Below are 18,796 nucleotides of genomic sequence, written 5' to 3' on the forward strand. Positions count from 1 at the left end.
GAAAGTGCCACTGGCACCGATCGGCCACGGCGGGTGCGGCGGGCATGGCGATAATGCGCCCATGACACGTACGAAGCTCGGCCGGGCCCTCGGTCTCCTGGGGATCGGGGACCACGCGGTCCAGGTGTATCTGGCCCTGCTCGACCGGGCGCCCGCGCCGCTGGCGGCCGTCGGCGCCGCGGCCGGCCTGAAGGACGCGGAACTCGACTCCGCGTACACGGAGTTGGTGGACGCAGGGCTGGCACGGGCCGCGGACGAGACCGCCGACGCGGTGGCGCCGGTGCCCCCGGCGGCGGGTCTGGAGGTGCTGGCCCGGCACCGGGCGGCGGAGCTGGAGGAGTCGCGTGTCGCGGTCGGCGGCGCGTTCGAGTCGTACCGCAGGAACCGGCTGCCCGGGCACGACGAGCAGTTGGTGGAGGTGGTCGCGGGCGAGGCGATCGGACCCCGGATGCGGCTGCTCTGGGCGAGCGCCCGGGAACAGATCCGGCAGCTGGAGTCGCCGCCGTACGCGCCGCTGACCGGCGCGACGGAGGACGCGCTGGCCACGCTGGCGCGCGGGGTGCGCCAGCGGGTCGTGTACGCGCGGGAGTCGCTGGAGCATCCAGGGCACCTCAGGGACTCGATCGAGCCGTGCGTCGCGGCGGGCGAGGAGGCGCGGGTCCTGCCGTCGGTGCCGGTGAAGCTCCTGATCATCGATGACGCGTACGCCCTGGTGTCGCTGTCGATCCGGGAGGCGGACGCGGTGCACACGATGCTGGTGGTGCAGCCGTGCGGGCTGTTCTCGGCGCTCGTGGCCCTCTTCGAGCAGTCGTGGCACAGCGCGCTGCCCCTGCCCGGCGGCCGGCCCGCGCGGACGGACGGGGCAGGTGGGACGGCCGGGACGAGTGGGCCCGCGTCGGCCGACCGAAGGCTGCTGCGGCTGCTCGCGGGCGGCGCGAGCGACGAGGTGATCGCGCGGGAGCTGGGCGTCAGCCGGCGCACCCTGTTCCGCCGGCTCCAGGTCCTGATGGCCCGTCTCGGCGCGGCCAACCGCTTCCAGCTGGCGCTCCAGGCACAGCGCGCGGGGTGGCTCTGACGCCACACCTCGGAACGGTGGGGTACGTGACCGGCCGCGGTCCGCGGTGGGCCGGCCGGCGGTGCTCCGCGTCGCGGCGGCCCCGGCGGGGTGGCCCGCGAGCGCCGGGGTCCCCAGGGGCGGGCGCCTGGGTCGCCGACGCCCCGACCCGACCGGACCCGACCGGGACAGGGGCCCCGCCACCCCGCCCGGACTCGCCTCCGGACGCGCACCGCCCCTGGCCCGACGCCGCCGTTCCCGAAGCGCTCCGTACCCGCTCCGTACCCGCACCGGCCCACCGTGGCCATCCACCTGCGGTAACAGGCATGATGAGCACAGGAGTTCAGCCACGCCCAGATGCCGCGTGCCCCGCCGTGCCCGCGTGGCCCGGCGGGCGCCAGGAGGTCAGTCACGTGTCACGCCAGATGCTCACCGTCGCAGCGGACGGTACGGGGGACTTCCGTACCGTCGCCGAGGCCGTCGCACGGGCTCGTACCGGCGCCGTCGTCAGCATCGGCCCCGGGCGGTACGAGGAGGCCCTGACCGTGTCCGCGGCGATCACCCTGACCGCCGCGGACGGCCCCGGCTCCGTCGAGCTGGCGCCCCGGCGTGGCACCGCCCTCACCCTCACCGGCGACGCGCTCATGGTCAGCGACCTCGTGCTGCGCGGCCACGACGACGACCTGCCGGTGGTCGACGCGCCGCGCGGGCAGCTCGCGATGGACCGGTGCGAGGTGCACGGCTCGGCGTGGGCCGCGCTCTTCGCCCGGGGCAGCGGCTCCCTGGCGCTGCGCCAGTGCCGGGTGAGCAATCCGGCGGGCGCCGGAGTGGTGTCGACCTCGGCCGCCGAGAGCTTCCTGGAGGAGTGCGTCGTCGAACACCTCGGCACATCCGCCGTCGTGGCGGGCGAACGCGGACGGATCACCGTACGGACGGGAAGGCTGCGGGACACCCGCGGCAACGGTGTCCTGACGAACGGACAGGCGCACGTCCTCCTGGAGGACTGCGAGATCGCCGCCGCCGACAAGCCGGGGGTCGCCGTCGAGGAGGACAGCACCGTGCGCATGGTGCGCGGCACGGTGCGCGAGGCGGTCGTCGGCGTGTACGTCGCCTCCACCGGACCGATCGTCCTGGAGGACGTGACGGCCTGCGACACCACCGGGCACGGCTTCGTCCTCGGCTCCGGAAGCGCGGCCACCCTCACCCGTTGCCGCACCGAACGGACCGCCGGACACGGCCTGCTGGTGACCGAACGGAGCCGGGGCAAGGTCACGGACTGTGTGTTCGGCGCGGCCTCGGACTCCGCTGTCCGGGTGACCGGGTTCTCCTCGCCCGTGCTGACCGGCACCGTCGTGCACGACGCGAAGGCGATCGGGGTGCTGCTCGACGAGGACTCGGCGGCCGAGTTCGACCGTCTGGAGGTACGCGACTCCGGGGCCTCGGGCATCGTCGTCCGCGCCGGCGCCAATCCCCTGCTGCGCCGGGCCGCCGTGGTGCGGTCCGCCGCGCACGGGGTGGAGGTCGCCAAGGACGGGCGGGGGCGCCTGGAGGAGGCCACCGTCGAGGAGTCCGGCGGCTCGGCGGTCCATGTGTCCGGGCACGGCAACCTGTACGTCGGGGGCAGCACCTTGCGCACCACCGCCGAGGCGGGTGTACGGGTCGGCGCGCTCGGCACGCTCACCCTGCGGGACACCACCGTCGACGCGGCGGCCGGGGCCGGTGTCCACGTCGAGCCGGAGGGCGAACTGTCCGCCGCCCGGGTCCGCGTCACCGGCGCGGGCGACCACGGTGTGCTGGTGGCCCCGGGCGCGCGGGCCGCGCTCAACACGTGCGAGGTGACCGGGTCGGGCGGCGACGGCGTACGGGTCGAGGGCGCCGACCCGGTGTCGCTGATCGGCTGCGCCGTACGGGACAACCGGGGCAGCGGCCTGCGCCAGTCGGCGCCCGGCGACCGCCTCGCCGTCGAGAACCTGACCAGCGCCGACAACGGCGTGCCCGACGCGTGGGGTTCCGCCGCGGGCGCCGAGGCCGCCGGGGACGGACGGCTGCCCGGCGGCGCCGTCCCGGTCGCCGCCGAACCCCGGCAGGGCACCGGACCGGTCGCCGAGCTGGAATCCCTCATCGGCCTCGACGACGTGAAGCAGCAGGTCCTCACCCTCATCAACCTGAACCGGCTGGCCCAGCGCCGCGCCAGCCTGGGCATGCCCGCCCCGCCGATGAGCCGTCATCTGGTCTTCGCGGGCCCGCCCGGCACCGGCAAGACGACGGTGGCCCGCCTGTACGGTTCGATCCTGGCCTCGCTGGGGGTGCTGCGCTCCGGACATCTGGTGGAGGTGTCGCGGGCGGACCTGGTGGCGCAGATCGTGGGCGGCACCGCCATCAAGACGACCGAGACGTTCACCAAGGCGCTGGGGGGTGTGCTGTTCGTCGACGAGGCCTACACCCTCCTCTCCGACGGCGGCGGTTCGGGCGCGGACTTCGGCCGTGAGGCCATCGACACGCTGGTGAAGCTGATGGAGGACCATCGCGAGGACGTCGTGGTCGTGGCGGCCGGCTACCCGAAGGAGATGACGGACTTCCTCGCCTCCAACCCGGGTCTGGCCTCCCGGTTCACCCGGAGTGTCGAGTTCACCGACTACACCTCGGACGAACTGGTCACCATCGTGGAGCGGATGTGCACGAGCCACCACTACGAACTGGAGCCGGCCGCCCGCACCGCCCTGCACACCCACTTCGAGGCGATCCCGCGCGACGCCGGATTCGGCAACGGGCGCACCGCCCGCAAGGTCTTCGAGGACATGGTGGACCGCCAGGCCTCGCGTCTGGCGGGCCTGTTGGACGCGAACGAACGCGACCTGGCCGTCCTGACCGCCGAGGACGTCGGCGTCACGGCCGCCGCCTCCGCCGGCACCGGGAACGACGACCCCCTCCTGCGTCTCGACGCCCTCGTGGGCCTGGCCGCCGTCAAACGCGAGGTCGGCGACCTGGTCAACCTGCTGGCCACCGCCCGCCGCCGCGCCGAGGCCGGTCTGCCGACCCCGCGCCTCAGCAACCACCTGGTCTTCGCGGGCCCGCCCGGCACCGGCAAGACCACCGTCGCCCGTCTGTACGGCGAGCTGCTCGCCTCGCTCGGGGTGCTGCCGCGCGGCCAGTTGGTGGAGGTCTCGCGGGCGGACCTGGTGGGCCGCTGGGTGGGCCATACCGCGCAGCTCACGAAGGAGGCCGTCGAACGCTCGCTCGGCGGTGTCCTGTTCATCGACGAGGCGTACGCCCTGACTCCGGCGGGCGGCGGCGCCACGTCCGACTTCGGCCAGGAAGCCGTCGACACCCTGCTCAAGCTCATGGAGGACCACCGCGACGAACTCGTGGTGATCGTCGCGGGCTACACCGAGGAGATGGAACGCTTCCTCGGATCCAACCCCGGCCTCGACTCCCGCTTCACCCGGCACATCGAGTTCCCGGACTACTCCTCCGACGAACTGGTCACGATCGTGCGCCAGCACGCGGCCGACAACGGCTACGAGTGCGCGCCGGGCGCGGCGACCGCCCTGCGGACCCATTTCGACGGGGTGCCGAGGGGCCGGACCTTCGGCAACGCGCGGCTGGCCCGGCAGACGCTGGAGCAGATGATGACGCGGCAGGCCGGGCGCCTGAGCACGGTGGCGGCGCCCAGCCTGGACGATCTGCGGCTGCTGCTGCCGGAGGACCTGCCGGGCGTGCGGCCGTCGTAGCGGCCCCTCCGACGGCGTACGAGACGCCCTGCGGCGGCGTACGAAACCCTTGCGGCGGCGTACGCGAGAGGGCTCGCCGCCGCGCTCCCGCTCCCCCTCACGACCCGAGGAACGAGAAACCCCCATGCACCGTCGTACGACCACCCTGCTGGTGATCTGCGCCCTGGCAGCCGCTCTCCCCGGCTCCTTCGCCCATGCCGTCGACGGCGACGGCGGCAGCAGCGGCGGCGGCAAGGGCGACGGCACGGTGGTCCTCCCGGGAATCCCCGAACGCCTCAGCCCCCGGCAGAAGTGCACGACCTTCACCGGCCGCCCCACCGCCGAAGCCCCCTGGACCCGCCACGCCCTCGGGCTGGACCGGGTGTGGCCGCTGTCCCAGGGCCGGGGCGTGACCGTGGCGGTCGTCGGCACAGGAGTGAGCGACGCTCCCGCCGTGCTGGCGGGCCGGGTGCGGGCGCTGGGCGACGCGGACGAGGACTGCGTGGGCCGCGGCACGTTCCAGGCGGGACTGATCGCCGGGGCGCGGGCGCCTGGCCAGGGCTTCTCGGGGGTGGCCCCCGAGGCGAGGATCCTGGCGGTACGGGGCACGGGCGTGCGCGGCGAGAACGACCCGGCCCGACTGGCCGCGGGCATCGAGGAGGCGGCGAAGGCCGGCGCCGGGGTCATCACCCTTACCGCCCCGCTCAGCGGCACGGACGCGTCGGTGAAGGCGGCCCTGGCGGTCGCCTCCCGCGAGGACGCCCTGGTCGTCGCCCCCGCGGCGGCCGACAGCGCCCCGCCCGGAGCGGACGGCGCCGGCGCCCCGAAACCCGCGCCCGCCCCGCCGCCCGATGTCCTCTCGGTGCTCGACACGGGCCCGCAGGGCACCCGCCCGGACACCGCCCCGCCGTACACCCGCGCGGATCTCACCGCCCCGGGCGTGTCGCTGGTGGGTCCGGGTCCCCGGGGCGACGGCAAGTGGACCGGATCGGGGGCCTCGCTCGCCGCCGCCGTCACGGCGGGCACCGCGGCCCTCGTCCGCTCCTACCACCCGGAACTGACCGCCGCGCAGGTCCGCGCACGCCTGCTCCGCACCGCCTATCCGGCCGACCTGCCGGCCCTGGACCCGTACGGGGCGGTGGCGGGCGCCGCGACGCGGGCGGGCGCGACCGTCGCGGGGCCCCGCCCCGCCCCCGTACGCCTGCCCGTGCCCCCGGACACGTCGGCCTCCCGGAACACCGCCCTGCTGGTCGCCGCGGGCGCGGCGGCCACGGCGGCCCTGGTGGCCCTCCTCGCCGTCGTCCTTCCGCGAGGCCGCGCACGCCGCTGGGCACCGGGGCGGCTGGAGGGGCACGACGAGCGGGCGGGCGGCAAGGCGGCCTGAGCGGAACACGGGCCGGCCGCGCACCGGGCCGCCGCGGGCCGGCCTCCCCCAGGCCGGCCGCCCGCCCGGTCGGCACGCCCTCTACTCCGCCGCCGGCTCCGCCTCTCGCGGCAGTGCCAGTTGCACCAGCGCCGCCTTCCGCCGCGCCACCCGCAGGGCCCGTCCCGGCGGCAGGATCCTCGGCTTGACGCTGTCGAAGACGTATCCCTCCGACGGCGGACACGACAGCTGGAGACCCGGGGAGTTGACCTCCTGGAGCTTGCGCATCAGGGGGTCCGGACGGGACGCGCCCGTCGCCGCCCGGGCGACGACCAGGTGCAGCCCGACCTCGAAGCCGAGCGGGAGGTGCGGCAGCAGGGGTTCGAAGGGGCCGTTGAAGGCGCCGCCGACCATCTCGTAGTCGTCGACCAGGATGAACAGGCGCGGCCCCGTCCACCAGTCCGCACGGCGCATCCGCGCCGGGGAGATGTCCTCGCCGGGGGCGCGGACGACCATCGCCCGCGCCACCCCGTCGACGAGTTCACGCAGCGGGTCGGCGGCGACCGCGTGGCCGAGGCGGTAGGCCTCCGGCACGGCCTCCACCAGCTCGCGGCGGTAGTCCACGACCAGGATGCGGGCCTCCTGGGGGGTGTGCGTGGCGACGATCTGCTGGGCGATCACGCGCAGGGCGCTGGTCTTGCCGCTCTCGGTGTCGCCGACCAGCACCAGGTGCGGACTCTGGGTGAAGTCGTGCCAGACAGGGGCGAGTTCGGCCTCGTCCAGGCCGAGCGGGATCCGCAGCGGCGATGCCCGGTCGGGCCGCGGGAGCTCCTCGACGCCGAAGGCGGTGGGGAGCATGCGGACGGGCGGGGCGGGCGGGGCGTCCCAGTTCTCGGCGACGGCTTCGACGAGGTCGGTGAGCGCCTCGGTGAGGTCGTCGGTGCCCTCGCGGCCGTCGATGCGCGGGAGCGCGATGAGGAAGTGGAGTTTGTCGGGGCTCAGGCCGCGTCCGGGGATCGCCGGCACGGTCTGCGCCTTGCGGATGTCGACGGCGGAGTCCATCGGGTCGCCCATGCGGAGTTCGAGACGGTTGCCGATCTGGTCGCGCAGGGCGGCGGAGAGCTCCACCCAGCGGGAGGTGCTGACCATGAGGTGGACGCCGTAGTTGAGACCCCGGGTGGCCAGGCCGTTGAAGACGGCGATGTCGTCGAACATGTCGCTGCGGACGGTGGACCAGCCGTCGACCACGAGGAAGACGTCGCCCAGGGGCTCGTCGGGGTACCGACCGGCCGCGCGCCGCTTGCGGTAGGTGGCCATCGAGTCGATGCCCTGTTCCTGGAAGAACGCTTCGCGGCGGTTGAGCAGCGACGTCACTTCCGCCAGGGTGCGCGAGATGCGCTCGCGGTCGAGGCGGCCGGCGACCGAACCGACGTGCGGGAGCCCGGCCAGACCCAGCAGCGCACCACCGCCGAAGTCCAGGCAGTAGAACTGGACTTCGCGAGGTGTGTGGGTGAGGGCGAGGGCGGTGATGAGGGTGCGGAGCACGGTCGACTTGCCGCTCTGGGGGCCTCCCGCGACGGCGAAGTGACCGCCCGCGCCGGAGAAGTCGACCGTGAGCAGGTCGCGTACCTGGTCGAAGGGCTTGTCGACGATGCCCACGGGAACGCGCAGCCTGCCCCGGTCCGCGGAGCCCGCCGTGGTCAGACCGAAGTCGGGGTCCGGGACCAGCGGGGGCAGCAGCGTGTCGAGCGTGGGCGGGACGTCGAGCGGCGGCAGCCACACCTGATGGGCGGGCGGCCCGCTGTCCCGCAGCCGGGCGAGCGCGAGTCCGAGCAGGGTCTCGCCCGGGTCGGGCTCGTACGTCGCCGGGTCGGGCTCGGGCGCGGCGGGCAGGGTCCGCGGCACCACCCAGCCGGTGCCCCACGGCACCACCTGCCGGGCGATCTGCGCCTGCTGGACACTGCCGCGCCGGGGCTTGTACGAACCCGAGACGTACGCGGCGCGGAACCGGGTCAGCGCCTCGACCCCGCTCTTGAGATACCCGCTGCCGGGCGTCGGCGGGAGATGGTAGGCGTCGGGAACGCCGAGCACGCCCCGGCTCTCGATCGCGGAGAAGGTGCGCAGGCCGATGCGATACGAGAGGTGGGACTCCAGCTGGTGCATGCGCCCCTCCTCCAGCCGCTGGGAGGCCAGCAGGAGATGGACGCCGAGGGAGCGGCCGAGGCGGCCGATCATCACGAACAGATCCATGAAGTCCCGGTGGGCCGCGAGCAGTTCCGAGAACTCGTCGACGACGATGAACAGCGAGGGCAGCGGGGCGAGCGGGGTTCCGGCCGCGCGCGCCTTCTCGTATTCGAGGACGGACGAGTAGTTTCCGGCCTTCCTCAGCAGTTCCTGACGCCGCATCAACTCACCGTGCACGGCGTCCTGCATACGGCCGACGAGCGGGAGCTCCTCGGCGAGGTTGGTGATGACGGCCGAGGTGTGCGGCAGGGAGTCCATGCCGAGGAAGGTCGCGCCGCCCTTGAAGTCGACGAGGACGAAGTTGAGGGTCTCGGACGAGTGCGTCAGGGCCAGGCCCAGGACCAGGGTGCGCAGGAGTTCGCTCTTGCCGGAGCCGGTGGCGCCGATGAGCATGCCGTGCGGGCCCATGCCGCCCTGCGCCGACTCCTTGATGTCGAGCTCGACGGGACGGCCGTCCTCCCCGACGGCGATCGGCACCCGCAGCCGTTCACGGCTCTCCAGCGGGCGGTCCCACAGCCGGGCGACCTCGTAGCGGTGCAGGTCGGATATGCCGAGCAGGCTGGTGAGTTCGGTGTCGGCGGCGAAGGGTTCGGCGGCCGCCACACCCCCACCGAGGCGGTACGGGGCGAGCCGGGACGCCAGCGCGCGGGCGGCGACCGGGCCGAGCGCGTCGGGTGCGCCGAGCAGGGTGGACTGTTCCTTGCGTTCGCGGTCGGTGCGGATCAGATGCAGTCCGTCGTCCTCGACCCGCAGCCGCAGGGTGCCGCGTCCGGGCTTCCAGGCGAAGGAACCGGACAGGTCGACGACGACGGTGTTGCGGTACCCGGCGCCCTCCAGGCGGTGACCACCGGGGACGGTGCCGCCGTCGACGACGATGACGGTGAAGGGTTCGTCGCGGCCGGGCGCGGTCTCGGGGTCGAAGGGCGGACGTTCGGTGAAGTCGGCGCCGAGCAGTTCGTCGAGTTCGACGAGGCCGGCCGCCACGGTACGGGCCTGGCCGGCGCCGTCCCGCTGGTAGGCGTGCTGGGCGTGCGGCAGCCACTTCAGCCACTCCCAGTCGGCACGGCGGGCGTCGGACACGCAGAGCGCGATGCCGAGTTCCTCGGGGGCGTGGAACGCGGCGAGTTGGGCGAGCATCGCACGGGTGAGAGCGCGGGCCCGGTCCGCGTCCCCTTGCACGAGGATGCGCGACCAGGCGCGCAGGTAGAGGGCGATGGGCTGGCCGGGCACGGTCGCGTACGCGCGGATGAAACTGCGCAGGGCGTGCGCGGAGAGCGGTTCCAGATCCTCGACGGGTTTGGTGGCGAGCGGGGCGAGGCGGGTGCCGAGCTTCTGCTCGCCGACGGCGACCCGCACCTCCGCGAAGTCCTCGTCCGTGGGGCGGCGTTCCCACTGGCGGCTGGTGCCGGTGAGGGCCCACAGGGCGGCGGGGTCGGGGTGCCGCCAGGCGAGGGCCTTCTGCTGGGCGACGACGGTGCGCCGGATCTTGCGCCGGGTCTGGGCCAGGTAACGCAGGTAGTCCCGCCGTTCGCCCTTGAGCTTGCGCTTGCGCTCGCCCGCGCTGCGCACCAGCTGACCGATGATCATCGCGACCGACGACAGCAGCATCAGGCCGATCGCGAAGTAGCTGAACGCGGTCGCCTGGCCCGGCCGGATGAACATCATCAGCATGGCGAGCGAGGTGAGACCCATGGGGAGGTACATCCACATGGCGGAGGTGTTCGGTTCCGCCTCGGGCAGGGTCGGCGGCTCCTGGAGGCTGATCTCGCCGTCCGGCATGTCGGGACCGCGCCTGCGGGCGGGGCGGCGGAACAGAACGGTGCTCACGCGGGGTCACTCCTCGGGCTTGTCGCGCCGGACGCGGTGGGGAGGGAGCAAGTACCGGGACGCACATGGTGTTTGCGACCCGACGCGAGGCCAAAGGTAGTGTGCGGGCATCCACTTCGGTATTCCGGCCCCTCGGAGAGGTGTGGCCCCGCCGCCATGACAGACATATCCGCCCCCGGCCTGTGCCGGCTCACGGTACGAACCCCGAAACGGCAGATCGACCTCGCGGTGCCGGTCGACGTCCCGGTCGCCGACCTGTTGCCCACCCTGCTCGACCACGCGGGCGACGGCCTGGCGGAGGAGGGCATCGAGCACGACGGCTGGATCCTGCAGCGCCTGGGCGAGAAGCCGCTGGACGAGGAGGGCACCCCCGAGGCGCTGAACCTTCGCGACGGCGAGACGCTGTTCCTGCGCCCGCGGAACGAGGCGCTGCCCGCCCTCCACTTCGACGACCTGGTCGACGGGATCGCCACCACGATGCGCGACCGCCCGCACGGCTGGGCGGCGCGCACCAGCCGGTGGCTGCTGCGCGGCACGGCGGTGACCCTGCTCGCGGCGGGGTTGCTCGTGCTGGCACTGCCGGGGGGCTCCACGTCGCTCCGGGCCGCGGTCGCGGCGGGCACCGGACTGCTGGTGCTGTTCGGTGCGGCGTCGGCGAGCCGGGCGATCGGCGACGCGGCCGCGGGTGCCGCGCTCGGCTTCCTCGTACCCCCGTATCTGGCGCTGGCGGGCGCGCTGTTGCCGACCGGCGAGACGGGGACGCAGCTGCTCGGCGCACGGCTGCTGGCCGGCTGTGCCGCGGCGGCGGGCGGGGCGGTCCTGACGGTGGCGGCGGTGGCCTCGTTCGTGCCCCTGCTGCTGAGCGCGGCGACGGTCGCGCTCGCGGGCGCGGTGTGGGGCGCGCTGATGCTGGCGACGGACCTGCCCGCCGCGCACGCGTCGAGCGTCGTCGCGGTGCCGGCCGTGGTGTTCGGCGGTCTGGTGCCGGCCATCGCGTTCCGTCTGTCGGGGCTGCGGCTTCCCGTACTGCCCACCAACGCCGAGCAGTTGCAGGAGGGCATCGAACCGCACGCGAACGAGCAGGTGGTGTCCCGCACCGCGCTCGCCGAGGAGTGGATGACGGCGCTGTACGCGGCGACCGGCCTGGTCTGCGCGGGTGTCCTGACCGCCCTGGTGCTGGACCGCCCGGACACCGCCGCGCTCGTCACCGCCGGTGTGCTGAGTCTGCTCCTGCTGCTGCACGCCCGGGGCATCGGCCATGTCTGGCAGCGGCCCGCCGTGATGCTGCCCGGGCTCTACGGCCTGGTCCTGATCGCGGTGCACACGGCGGGGGCTCTGCCCGCGGCCCAGCGCCCGGCGCTGCTCGCGGTGCTCCTCGCGGGTGCCGCCACCGCGGCCATCGCCTCGTGGACGGTGCCCGGCCGCCGGATGCTGCCCTACTGGGGACGGGCCGCGGACATCCTGCACTCGCTGTCGGCCGTGGCCCTGATCCCGCTGACCCTGTGGGTGCTGGACGTGTACGCGGCCCTGCGCACCGTGACCGGCTGACGGGAGGACGTACGCCATGCAGTCCAGAAAGGACCAGGTCCAGGCCCATCTCTTCGTCATGGGCCGGCTGACCAGCGGCATGCTGCGCGGCGACCCGGACGCCCCGGAGTCGCCGGTGGGCCGCACCAACCGGGGGATGGCCTGGGGGATCGGCCTCGGGGTGGTGATCTGCGTCGGCTTCCTGCTCTTCGGCCTGATCTCCCCGACCGGCTCCAAGTCCTGGCGGCAGGACGCGGCGCTGATCGTCCAGGAGGACACCGGCACCCGCTACCTCTACGTGGGTGGGCAGCTCCGCCCGATCCGCAACTACGCCTCCGCGAAGCTGATCGCCGCCGACAAACTGAGCCCGGTCACGGTGTCCGCGGCCTCCCTGGCAGGCGAGCGGCACGGTACGCCGGTCGGCATCCCCGGCGCGCCGGACGCGCTGCCCGCCGTGGGCGACCTGGAGCGCGGGGCATGGCAGGTCTGCGCGGAGGAGCCCGTCCGGACCGGTCCCGACGGCACGGGCCGCCGCCCGGTCACCTCGCTGCGCCTGGGACTGCCCGCCGGCGGGGTGTCCCCCGGCGCCGGCCGCGCGGTCCTGGTCCAGGGCCCCGACGGCACCCGGCACCTGCTGTGGGGCGATCGCCGGCTGCGCCTGGGCGGGCACGGCGCGGCGGAGGCCCTCGGCTTCTCCGGTACGTCCCCGGTACCCGTCTCCGCCGCGTTCCTGGACAGCGTCCCGGCGGGCCCGGACCTGGCGGCCCCCGAGGTCGAGGGCCGGGGCACGGCGGGGCCCCGTATCGGCGGGCGCCCCAGCCGGCGCGGCCAGGTCTACGAGCTGGCCCCGCCCGGTGCCCCGGTCCAGCACTTCCTGCTGGAGAAGGCGGGGCTGCGCCCCTTGAGCACCCCGGGGGCGGCGCTCGTGCTGGGCGACGACCGGACGGCGAAGGACGCGTACCCGGGTGCGGTACCGGCCGCGATCCCCCTGACGGCCGACCAGTTGACACGGCATCACGCGCCGGCCGCGAAGACCGTCAAGGATCCGGCGGGCTGGCCCTCGCGCACGCCTGCCGTACGCGACCCGGGCCCCGGCACGTCGGTGTGCGCGCGGATCCAGCCGGACGGGGCCACGCCCCGGGTGGCGGTCGTCCTGCTCCCGGACACCGGACGGGCGGCCCCGCCGGCGAGCGGCCCGGAGATCACCCGGGCCTGTCTGGCGGTGGACGGGCTCGCGGTACGCCCTGGGGGCGGCGCGCTCGTCCAGGCACTGGGCGCGGGTGGCTCGGTGATCGGCACCACGACGTACCTGGTCACGGACGTGGGCGTCAAATACCGCCTGCCGGACGCGACGTCGGTGGAACGCCTGGGCCTGAAGGGGGGACACGCGCAGGCGGTCCCGTCACGGCTGCTGGACATGGTGCCGACGGGACCGGTCCTCGACGCGGGCACGGCGACGGGCGATCAGCCCCTGGCCGACGGGGACGCGCGTCCCGCGGAGACGCCCTGCGCATGAACAACAGGTGAACATGAGCGGCGCGTTCGTTCAGCTCGGCACCGACTGAGGCTTCGTACTGGGCAGTAGAACGCGTCACGAGCCCAGAAGGCTCACGACAAGCTCAGATCTCACCCGAGATCGTTGCTTGACTCACGTCAACCTCTCTAGCATCAGCGAAAGTTCACGTTCCGGAAAGGACATCCGACATGTCGACTCCTCCTGCTCCTCCCGGCAGCATCCAGACGTCGTCGCAGTCCGAGAACCAGAAGGGCTACAACGCCCTGAGCATGGCGCAGTCCGGAATCAAGCAGTCCCAGGAGGACGTGCGGACCACCATGGGCGGCCTGATGGCCGCGTACGGCGGCCAGGACGGCGGCGCGTACCAGCGGCTCCTCGCGGACTGGAGCGGCCAGGTGGACATCATCACCAGGAACATCGGCCAGATGATGGAGAAGCTTCAGGAGACCGGCGTCCTCCAGCAGAACATCCAGGGCCAGAACACCGAGGTCATCCTCGGCAGCGGACGGTCCAACGACGTCTTCGACCAGCTGACCTGATCGGCCGGTCCGGGCTCCGCGCCCTCGCCGCTCCCTCTCGGATTCCCTCGCCTTCCCGTCCCTTCCCTCTCTCCTTCCGCTAGGAGTTCGCCATGTCCACTCCCCCCGCCGGATACGACCACGCCAACAAGTCGGACGGCGTCATCCACGTCGAGTACAAGCACGTGGACCAGGCCGCCGAGGACATGCGCCTGCAGACCTCCCGGATCCAGGCCCTCGTCCAGTCCCTCAACGAGGAGCTGGTCGGACTGCACGGCGCCTGGCAGGGAGCGGACGCGGCGACGTACGCGGCCCTGCAGAACCAGTGGAACCAGGCCACCCAGCAGTTGGGGCAGGTCCTGACGAAGCACAGCACGACGCTCACCGACATCTCGGACCAGTACCGCAGGCACGAGAACCGCAACGCGGCGGAGTGGGGGAACATCCGCGTCGGCGGGTGATCCCGCGTCCCCGCCTTCCCTCCGCCGTGGCTCCCGCCCCCGTGCCCTCCCTCTCCGCGTGCTGATTGCGAGATGACATGACGACCCCGGCCGACCTGTCGCACCTGGACATCGCCACCCTGCAGAAGTTCGTCGACACCGACGTGGAGTCGTTCATCACCCTGCTGAAGGCGCTGGACGAGGACAGCACCACGGAGGGGTACCGGATCACCGCGCTGAAGTACCTCGGCCCCCAGCTGGGCAACCTCGAAGTCGGCCTCAGCAGCCATGTGCTCCAGCTGGGCAAGCTGGGCGCGAAGGGGGCCACCCCCATGGACGCGAGTCCGTTGGTGGCCTTCCTCAAGACCGCCTCGACCGATCAGGCGACCGTCATCAAGAACCAGCTGAAGCTCTTCGAGGACATCAAGAAGAACATGAACGCCGTGCTGGTGAAGATGAAGAACAACCAGGCGGACAGCCTGGAGAAGATCAAGAGCCAGGAGTTCCTGAACGACCTGCGCGATGTGGACGGGGATCTCGCCCCCCAGAAGCCCTGACCTCTTCCGTATCCCCCCTCGAACCACGACGTACCTGTCCGTCGCACAAGGAGAGTCCTGGCCGTGGCCGTTGATTCAAGCTGGGAATCAGTCGTCAAGCAGATCACCGGTTTCGACGGCGGCACCCGGGCCATGGTCGGGGCCGTGGGCGGGGCGGACGCGAAGTCCGGTAACGGCAGCGAGTGGATGCAGGTCAAGGTGGAGAAGGTCACCCACTGGATCAAATCCGAGTACCGGGAGACCACGGGATCCATCGACACGTCGGGGGGCACCGGCCGGGTCATCAAGTTCTACGGCCCTTCCGACGGTTGGAGCTCGACCGGCATCCTCGTCTACAAGGTGACCATCTCCCTCCCCTGGAGTTCGTCGACCGGCGCCGACTGGAGCAACACCGGGAACGCGGGAGCCTACGACTACGGCTTCGGGAAGGCCCTGCAGACCCTGCGGGACACCTACACCTCCGAGGGTTTCGGCGGCGAGTACCCCTACGCCAAGGCCGTCACCGCCGAGAACGCGATCAATCTCCGCAACTTCAGCCCGATGGCCGAGGCGTTCAACCGGGTCGTCGACTACTTCTCCGCCAAGTCCACCGAGCTCGAGAAGTGGGTGAAGCAACTCGACGGAGCGTACTCGGCCTACCAGGGAAGCGGCGCGGACGTCTTCCGTGACCTGATCGACGCGGTCGGCCTCGGCTACAAGGACTTCCTCACCCTGATCGCCCCCACGTCGGGTGTGGTCCAGCCCGGCGGCGGCAGGGACTTCAAGGGCAACGCCACCTTCAAGTCCAGGTCGTCGGTCGGAGACAGTCTCGCCGACGCGGAACTCGCGATCTGGACAGCCGCCGACACCCTGGCCAAGGCCTGGGAGGGCTGGCAGTCGGGGACGGAGGAACGCACGCGCGGCATCGTCGACAGCGCGTACACGAACCCTCTCTTCCGGCCGGCGAACGTCTGGCTCGGCACCTCCCATCTCGACGCCCTGCTCAACGAGTTGGCCGACTGGCTGAACCAGAACAACATCAGCAAGATGAAGCAGTCCAGTACGGGCGTCAACGGCGTGGGAGAGGGATTCCTCCATCAGCACCCCGTCTACGGGAACCTCACCATCGAAAGCGACTGGAAGAACATCGCCACGCTCGCGTACAACAACTGGCTGGCCACCCTCGGCCCGCTCGACCTGACCGCGGGCACCGTCATGACGGACCTCAACCAGGCCATGATCCGCCTGGGGTCGAGCAGTTCCTCCTTCACCTTCAAGGCGGGCGTCAGCAGCCTCAAAGAGGCCAACGCCGCCGACGAGGCCGGCCGTGCGGCGGCGGAAGCGGCGAAGGAGAAAGAGAACGCGAAGAAGGAGATGGACAAGTTCCGGGAACAAATGAACGGGGGCGACACGGGAGGCGACGGCACGGGAGGCGACGGCGGAATCAAGATTCCCCCGCAGATCGGCCAGAACGACACCAACGGGCAGTTCGGCGGCGGCACGGACGGCAGCACCGGAGGCAACGGCACGAACGGCGGGAAGGGCACCGGCCTCATCCCCCCGCCCACGCTCGACCCGAACGGCACGAACGGCAACAGCGGCCTCGGCGGTCCCGGCAGCACCGTCCGCAACCCCGACGGCTCCACCAGCGTCAGGAACCCGGACGGCTCGACCACCACCACGTACCCGGACGGACGCACCCAGACCACTCCCCCGGGCGTGATTCCGCCGCTGCTGCCCCCCAACAACACGGGTGGCTGGGGCCCCGGCGTCCCGACCGGCGCCCAGCCGGTCAAGACGGTCAAGGGCCCCGCCGGCAGCACCATCTCGTACAACACCGACGGCTCGACCACCACCACGCACAAGGACGGCACGACCACCACCGTCCACCGGGACGGCACCTCCGTCACCACCAACCCGGACGGCTCACGCACGGTCCTCAACAAGGACGGCAGCGAGACCATCACCTACCGGGACGGCACGAAGACCACCGTCAAGCCGGACGGCACGACCACGACGACGTACCCGGACGGAACCTCGACGAAGCTCGCCCCCGACGGCACGCTCACCACCACCGACGCCCAGGGCAACAGCACCACCAGCCACCCGGCGCCCGGTTCGACCGTCAAGAACCCGGACGGCTCGACCACCGTGTACGGCAAGGACGGCTCGACCACCACCACGCACGAGGACGGCACGAAGACCACCGTCGCGCCGAACGGCACCGTCACCACGATCGACCCGGACGGCACGAAGACCGTCTCGCACCTGGGCAAGGGCACCTCGACCATCCAGTACGCCGACGGCTCGGTGTCCCAGGTGGGCGCCGACGGCACCGTCTCCACCACGTACAAGGACGGCAGCACCACCAAGCTCGGCCCGGACGGCACGTACACGACCACGGACGCCGAAGGCAACAAGAAGACCGAGCACCTCAACACCACCGGTGGCAGCGGGGGCACCCGGACCACGCACAACCCGGACGGCTCGACCACGACGACGTACCCGGACGGAACCGTCGACAAGAAGCTCAAGGACGGCGGCCACCAGATCAGTTACCCGGACGGACGGACGGTCACCACCGACCCGTACGGCCGGACGACCGGTGTCACGGGCGGGCCCCCCGGCACCGGCGCCACCGGCGGGCTCGGGCCGAACAAGACCCGCGGCGGGCTGGGCGGCTTCGACTACTACGACTACCCGGACGGCAAGAACAGCACCTCTCCCCTGGGCAGCGGGGGGTACGGCGGTTCGAGCGCGGGTTCCGGAGGCGGGGGCCCCCGGTTGCCCCTCAACCCGCTCGGCGGTCAGGGGTTCACCCCGGGCGCCGGTACGGGAACGGCGGGCGGCGCCGGCCTGGCCGGGGAGCGCGGCCGCGCGATCGCCGCCGGCGAGACCGCCGCCGCGCGCAGCGGCAAGGCGGCCCAACTCGCCGCGGAGGAGGCCGCGATGATGGCCCGGCGGCCCAACACCAGCTCGAACGGCGGCACGCCGATGATGCCGCCGATGGGCGGCATGGGCGGTGGCGGCGCGGGCGGCAACACCCAGAGCGACGAGCGCGAGCGGTCCACCTGGGTGAGCGAGGACGAGGACACCTGGGGTACGGACGAGGGCGGCGTGTCGGCGGTGATCGGGCGATGAGCGCGAGCGGTGACGCCTCGGACGACCGGGCCGGCAGGAAGACGAGTGGCATGAGGGGGACGGAGCACGCATGAGCAATCCCATGGAAGAGCATCTGGCTGAGGCACTGGCCGAGTTCGAGGAGACCCGGGCGAAGCTGAGCGAGGCCGGGGCCGCGGCCGCGCGGATATCGGCGACCGTCATGGCGAAGGACCGCTCTGTGGAGGCCACGGTGGGGCCGCAGGGCGAGCTGACGCATCTGCGTTTCCCGACGTCCCTGTACCGGACCATGCCCCCGGCGCAGCTGGCGAGCGTGCTGATGACCACCATCGGAGCGGCCCGCGCCCAGGCCGCCGAGCAACTGGCCGCCGTCTACCGCCCGTTCGGCCCCATTCCCGGCCTGTCGCCGACCGGTGAAGGCGGCTTCCAGGAGCTGGACTGGGACGAGCTGTTCGCCCCGCTGCGCGAGGAGGGACTGCCCGTTCCCCCGGCCAAGGCGCCGGTCCGGCCGTCCGGCGGCGCGCTGTTCGACGAGATCGTCGAGGAGGACGACGCGAGCCCGGCCGACGACGGCGCCCCGGGGGCCGGCCACCCGGGCACGGGCGGGGAGGACCGGCGATGAGCGGTCTCGACGTCGACACGGAGGGGCTCGGCCAAGGCGGCGAGAACCTGGACCAAGTGGCCCAGTACATCAAGCTGGTGCGCGACGACTACCTGGACAAGATCACCTCGTATCACGGGTGCTGGGGCACCGGTGAATTCGGCGAGGCCTTCGCCCAGAAGTACCTGCCCGCCCTCGAGGACACGAAGGCCGGGCTCGACGAGCTGGGCAAGGCCCTGAACGGCAGCGCGCAGAGCCTCCGGGACGCGTCCGCCGACTTCGGCAACCTGCAGGACGACATCCTCAACCATCTCAACGGCGGGAACGGCAGGCGCTGAAC

Annotated in this window: 12 protein-coding genes; 11 read left to right on the plus strand and 1 reads right to left on the minus strand. The window is 72.7% G+C overall.

Annotated features, from left to right (window positions below; all coding sequences use genetic code 11):
* Nucleotides 1–61 precede the first annotated feature (61 nt).
* The 3 genes from ABZ693_RS03880 (at nt 62) to ABZ693_RS03890 (ending at nt 6,148) form a co-directional block, all read left to right on the plus strand.
* Nucleotides 62–1,075: a helix-turn-helix transcriptional regulator gene (locus ABZ693_RS03880; RefSeq protein ID WP_359873005.1), complete on the plus strand. Its 1,014-nt coding sequence runs from the start codon at nt 62–64 to the stop codon at nt 1,073–1,075.
* A 404-nt stretch (nt 1,076–1,479) separates the two neighbouring features.
* A complete protein-coding gene (locus ABZ693_RS03885; protein WP_359873273.1) occupies nt 1,480–4,785 on the plus strand; it encodes a right-handed parallel beta-helix repeat-containing protein in 3,306 nt (1,101 codons plus the stop codon).
* A gap of 124 nt (nt 4,786–4,909) precedes the next feature.
* Nucleotides 4,910–6,148: a S8 family serine peptidase gene (locus tag ABZ693_RS03890; RefSeq protein ID WP_359873007.1), complete on the plus strand. Its 1,239-nt coding sequence runs from the start codon at nt 4,910–4,912 to the stop codon at nt 6,146–6,148.
* Nucleotides 6,149–6,229: 81 nt separating this feature from the next.
* On the opposite strand, the gene eccCa is transcribed toward ABZ693_RS03890, so the two are convergent.
* On the minus strand, nt 6,230–10,198 hold the full coding sequence (gene eccCa / locus ABZ693_RS03895) for a type VII secretion protein EccCa (RefSeq protein ID WP_359873009.1): 3,969 nt from the start codon (nt 10,196–10,198) through the stop codon (nt 6,230–6,232).
* A 156-nt stretch (nt 10,199–10,354) separates the two neighbouring features.
* Between eccCa and eccD the strand changes: the two genes are divergently transcribed.
* From eccD to ABZ693_RS03935, 8 genes are all read left to right on the plus strand, one after another.
* Nucleotides 10,355–11,746: a type VII secretion integral membrane protein EccD gene (gene eccD, locus ABZ693_RS03900; protein WP_359873011.1), complete on the plus strand. Its 1,392-nt coding sequence runs from the start codon at nt 10,355–10,357 to the stop codon at nt 11,744–11,746.
* Nucleotides 11,747–11,762: 16 nt separating this feature from the next.
* A complete protein-coding gene (eccB, locus tag ABZ693_RS03905; protein WP_359873013.1) occupies nt 11,763–13,241 on the plus strand; it encodes a type VII secretion protein EccB in 1,479 nt (492 codons plus the stop codon).
* Between the two features lie 188 nt (nt 13,242–13,429).
* Nucleotides 13,430–13,780 (plus strand): hypothetical protein, encoded by a 351-nt coding sequence (locus ABZ693_RS03910; protein ID WP_359873015.1) that lies wholly within the window; start codon nt 13,430–13,432, stop codon nt 13,778–13,780.
* A gap of 92 nt (nt 13,781–13,872) precedes the next feature.
* Nucleotides 13,873–14,220 (plus strand): WXG100 family type VII secretion target, encoded by a 348-nt coding sequence (locus ABZ693_RS03915; RefSeq protein WP_359873017.1) that lies wholly within the window; start codon nt 13,873–13,875, stop codon nt 14,218–14,220.
* A gap of 77 nt (nt 14,221–14,297) precedes the next feature.
* A complete protein-coding gene (locus tag ABZ693_RS03920; protein ID WP_359873019.1) occupies nt 14,298–14,756 on the plus strand; it encodes a type VII secretion system-associated protein in 459 nt (152 codons plus the stop codon).
* Nucleotides 14,757–14,819: 63 nt separating this feature from the next.
* Nucleotides 14,820–17,876, plus strand: a complete 3,057-nt coding sequence (locus tag ABZ693_RS03925; protein WP_359873021.1) for an AAWKG family protein — start codon at nt 14,820–14,822, stop codon at nt 17,874–17,876.
* A 70-nt stretch (nt 17,877–17,946) separates the two neighbouring features.
* Nucleotides 17,947–18,477 (plus strand): YbaB/EbfC family nucleoid-associated protein, encoded by a 531-nt coding sequence (locus tag ABZ693_RS03930; protein ID WP_359873023.1) that lies wholly within the window; start codon nt 17,947–17,949, stop codon nt 18,475–18,477.
* Complete coding sequence (locus tag ABZ693_RS03935) at nt 18,474–18,794, plus strand: WXG100 family type VII secretion target (RefSeq protein ID WP_359873025.1); 321 nt, start codon at nt 18,474–18,476, stop codon at nt 18,792–18,794. The genes ABZ693_RS03930 and ABZ693_RS03935 overlap by 4 nt, the downstream gene beginning before the upstream one ends.
* Nucleotides 18,795–18,796 lie beyond the last annotated feature (2 nt).

This window comes from Streptomyces laurentii (assembly GCF_040635425.1).
GTDB lineage: Bacteria > Actinomycetota > Actinomycetes > Streptomycetales > Streptomycetaceae > Streptomyces > Streptomyces laurentii.

Excerpts from the sequence above, each read along its gene's own strand:
- ABZ693_RS03930 (WP_359873023.1), top strand. The coding sequence starts at position 17,947 with ATGAGCAATCCCATGGAAGAGCATCTGGCTGAGGCACTGGCCGAGTTC.
- eccD (WP_359873011.1), top strand. The coding sequence starts at position 10,355 with ATGACAGACATATCCGCCCCCGGCCTGTGCCGGCTCACGGTACGAACC.
- ABZ693_RS03885 (WP_359873273.1), top strand. The coding sequence starts at position 1,480 with ATGCTCACCGTCGCAGCGGACGGTACGGGGGACTTCCGTACCGTCGCC.
- ABZ693_RS03880 (WP_359873005.1), top strand. The coding sequence starts at position 62 with ATGACACGTACGAAGCTCGGCCGGGCCCTCGGTCTCCTGGGGATCGGG.
- ABZ693_RS03935 (WP_359873025.1), top strand. The coding sequence starts at position 18,474 with ATGAGCGGTCTCGACGTCGACACGGAGGGGCTCGGCCAAGGCGGCGAG.
- ABZ693_RS03920 (WP_359873019.1), top strand. The coding sequence starts at position 14,298 with ATGACGACCCCGGCCGACCTGTCGCACCTGGACATCGCCACCCTGCAG.
- ABZ693_RS03915 (WP_359873017.1), top strand. The coding sequence starts at position 13,873 with ATGTCCACTCCCCCCGCCGGATACGACCACGCCAACAAGTCGGACGGC.
- ABZ693_RS03890 (WP_359873007.1), top strand. The coding sequence starts at position 4,910 with ATGCACCGTCGTACGACCACCCTGCTGGTGATCTGCGCCCTGGCAGCC.
- ABZ693_RS03910 (WP_359873015.1), top strand. The coding sequence starts at position 13,430 with ATGTCGACTCCTCCTGCTCCTCCCGGCAGCATCCAGACGTCGTCGCAG.
- eccB (WP_359873013.1), top strand. The coding sequence starts at position 11,763 with ATGCAGTCCAGAAAGGACCAGGTCCAGGCCCATCTCTTCGTCATGGGC.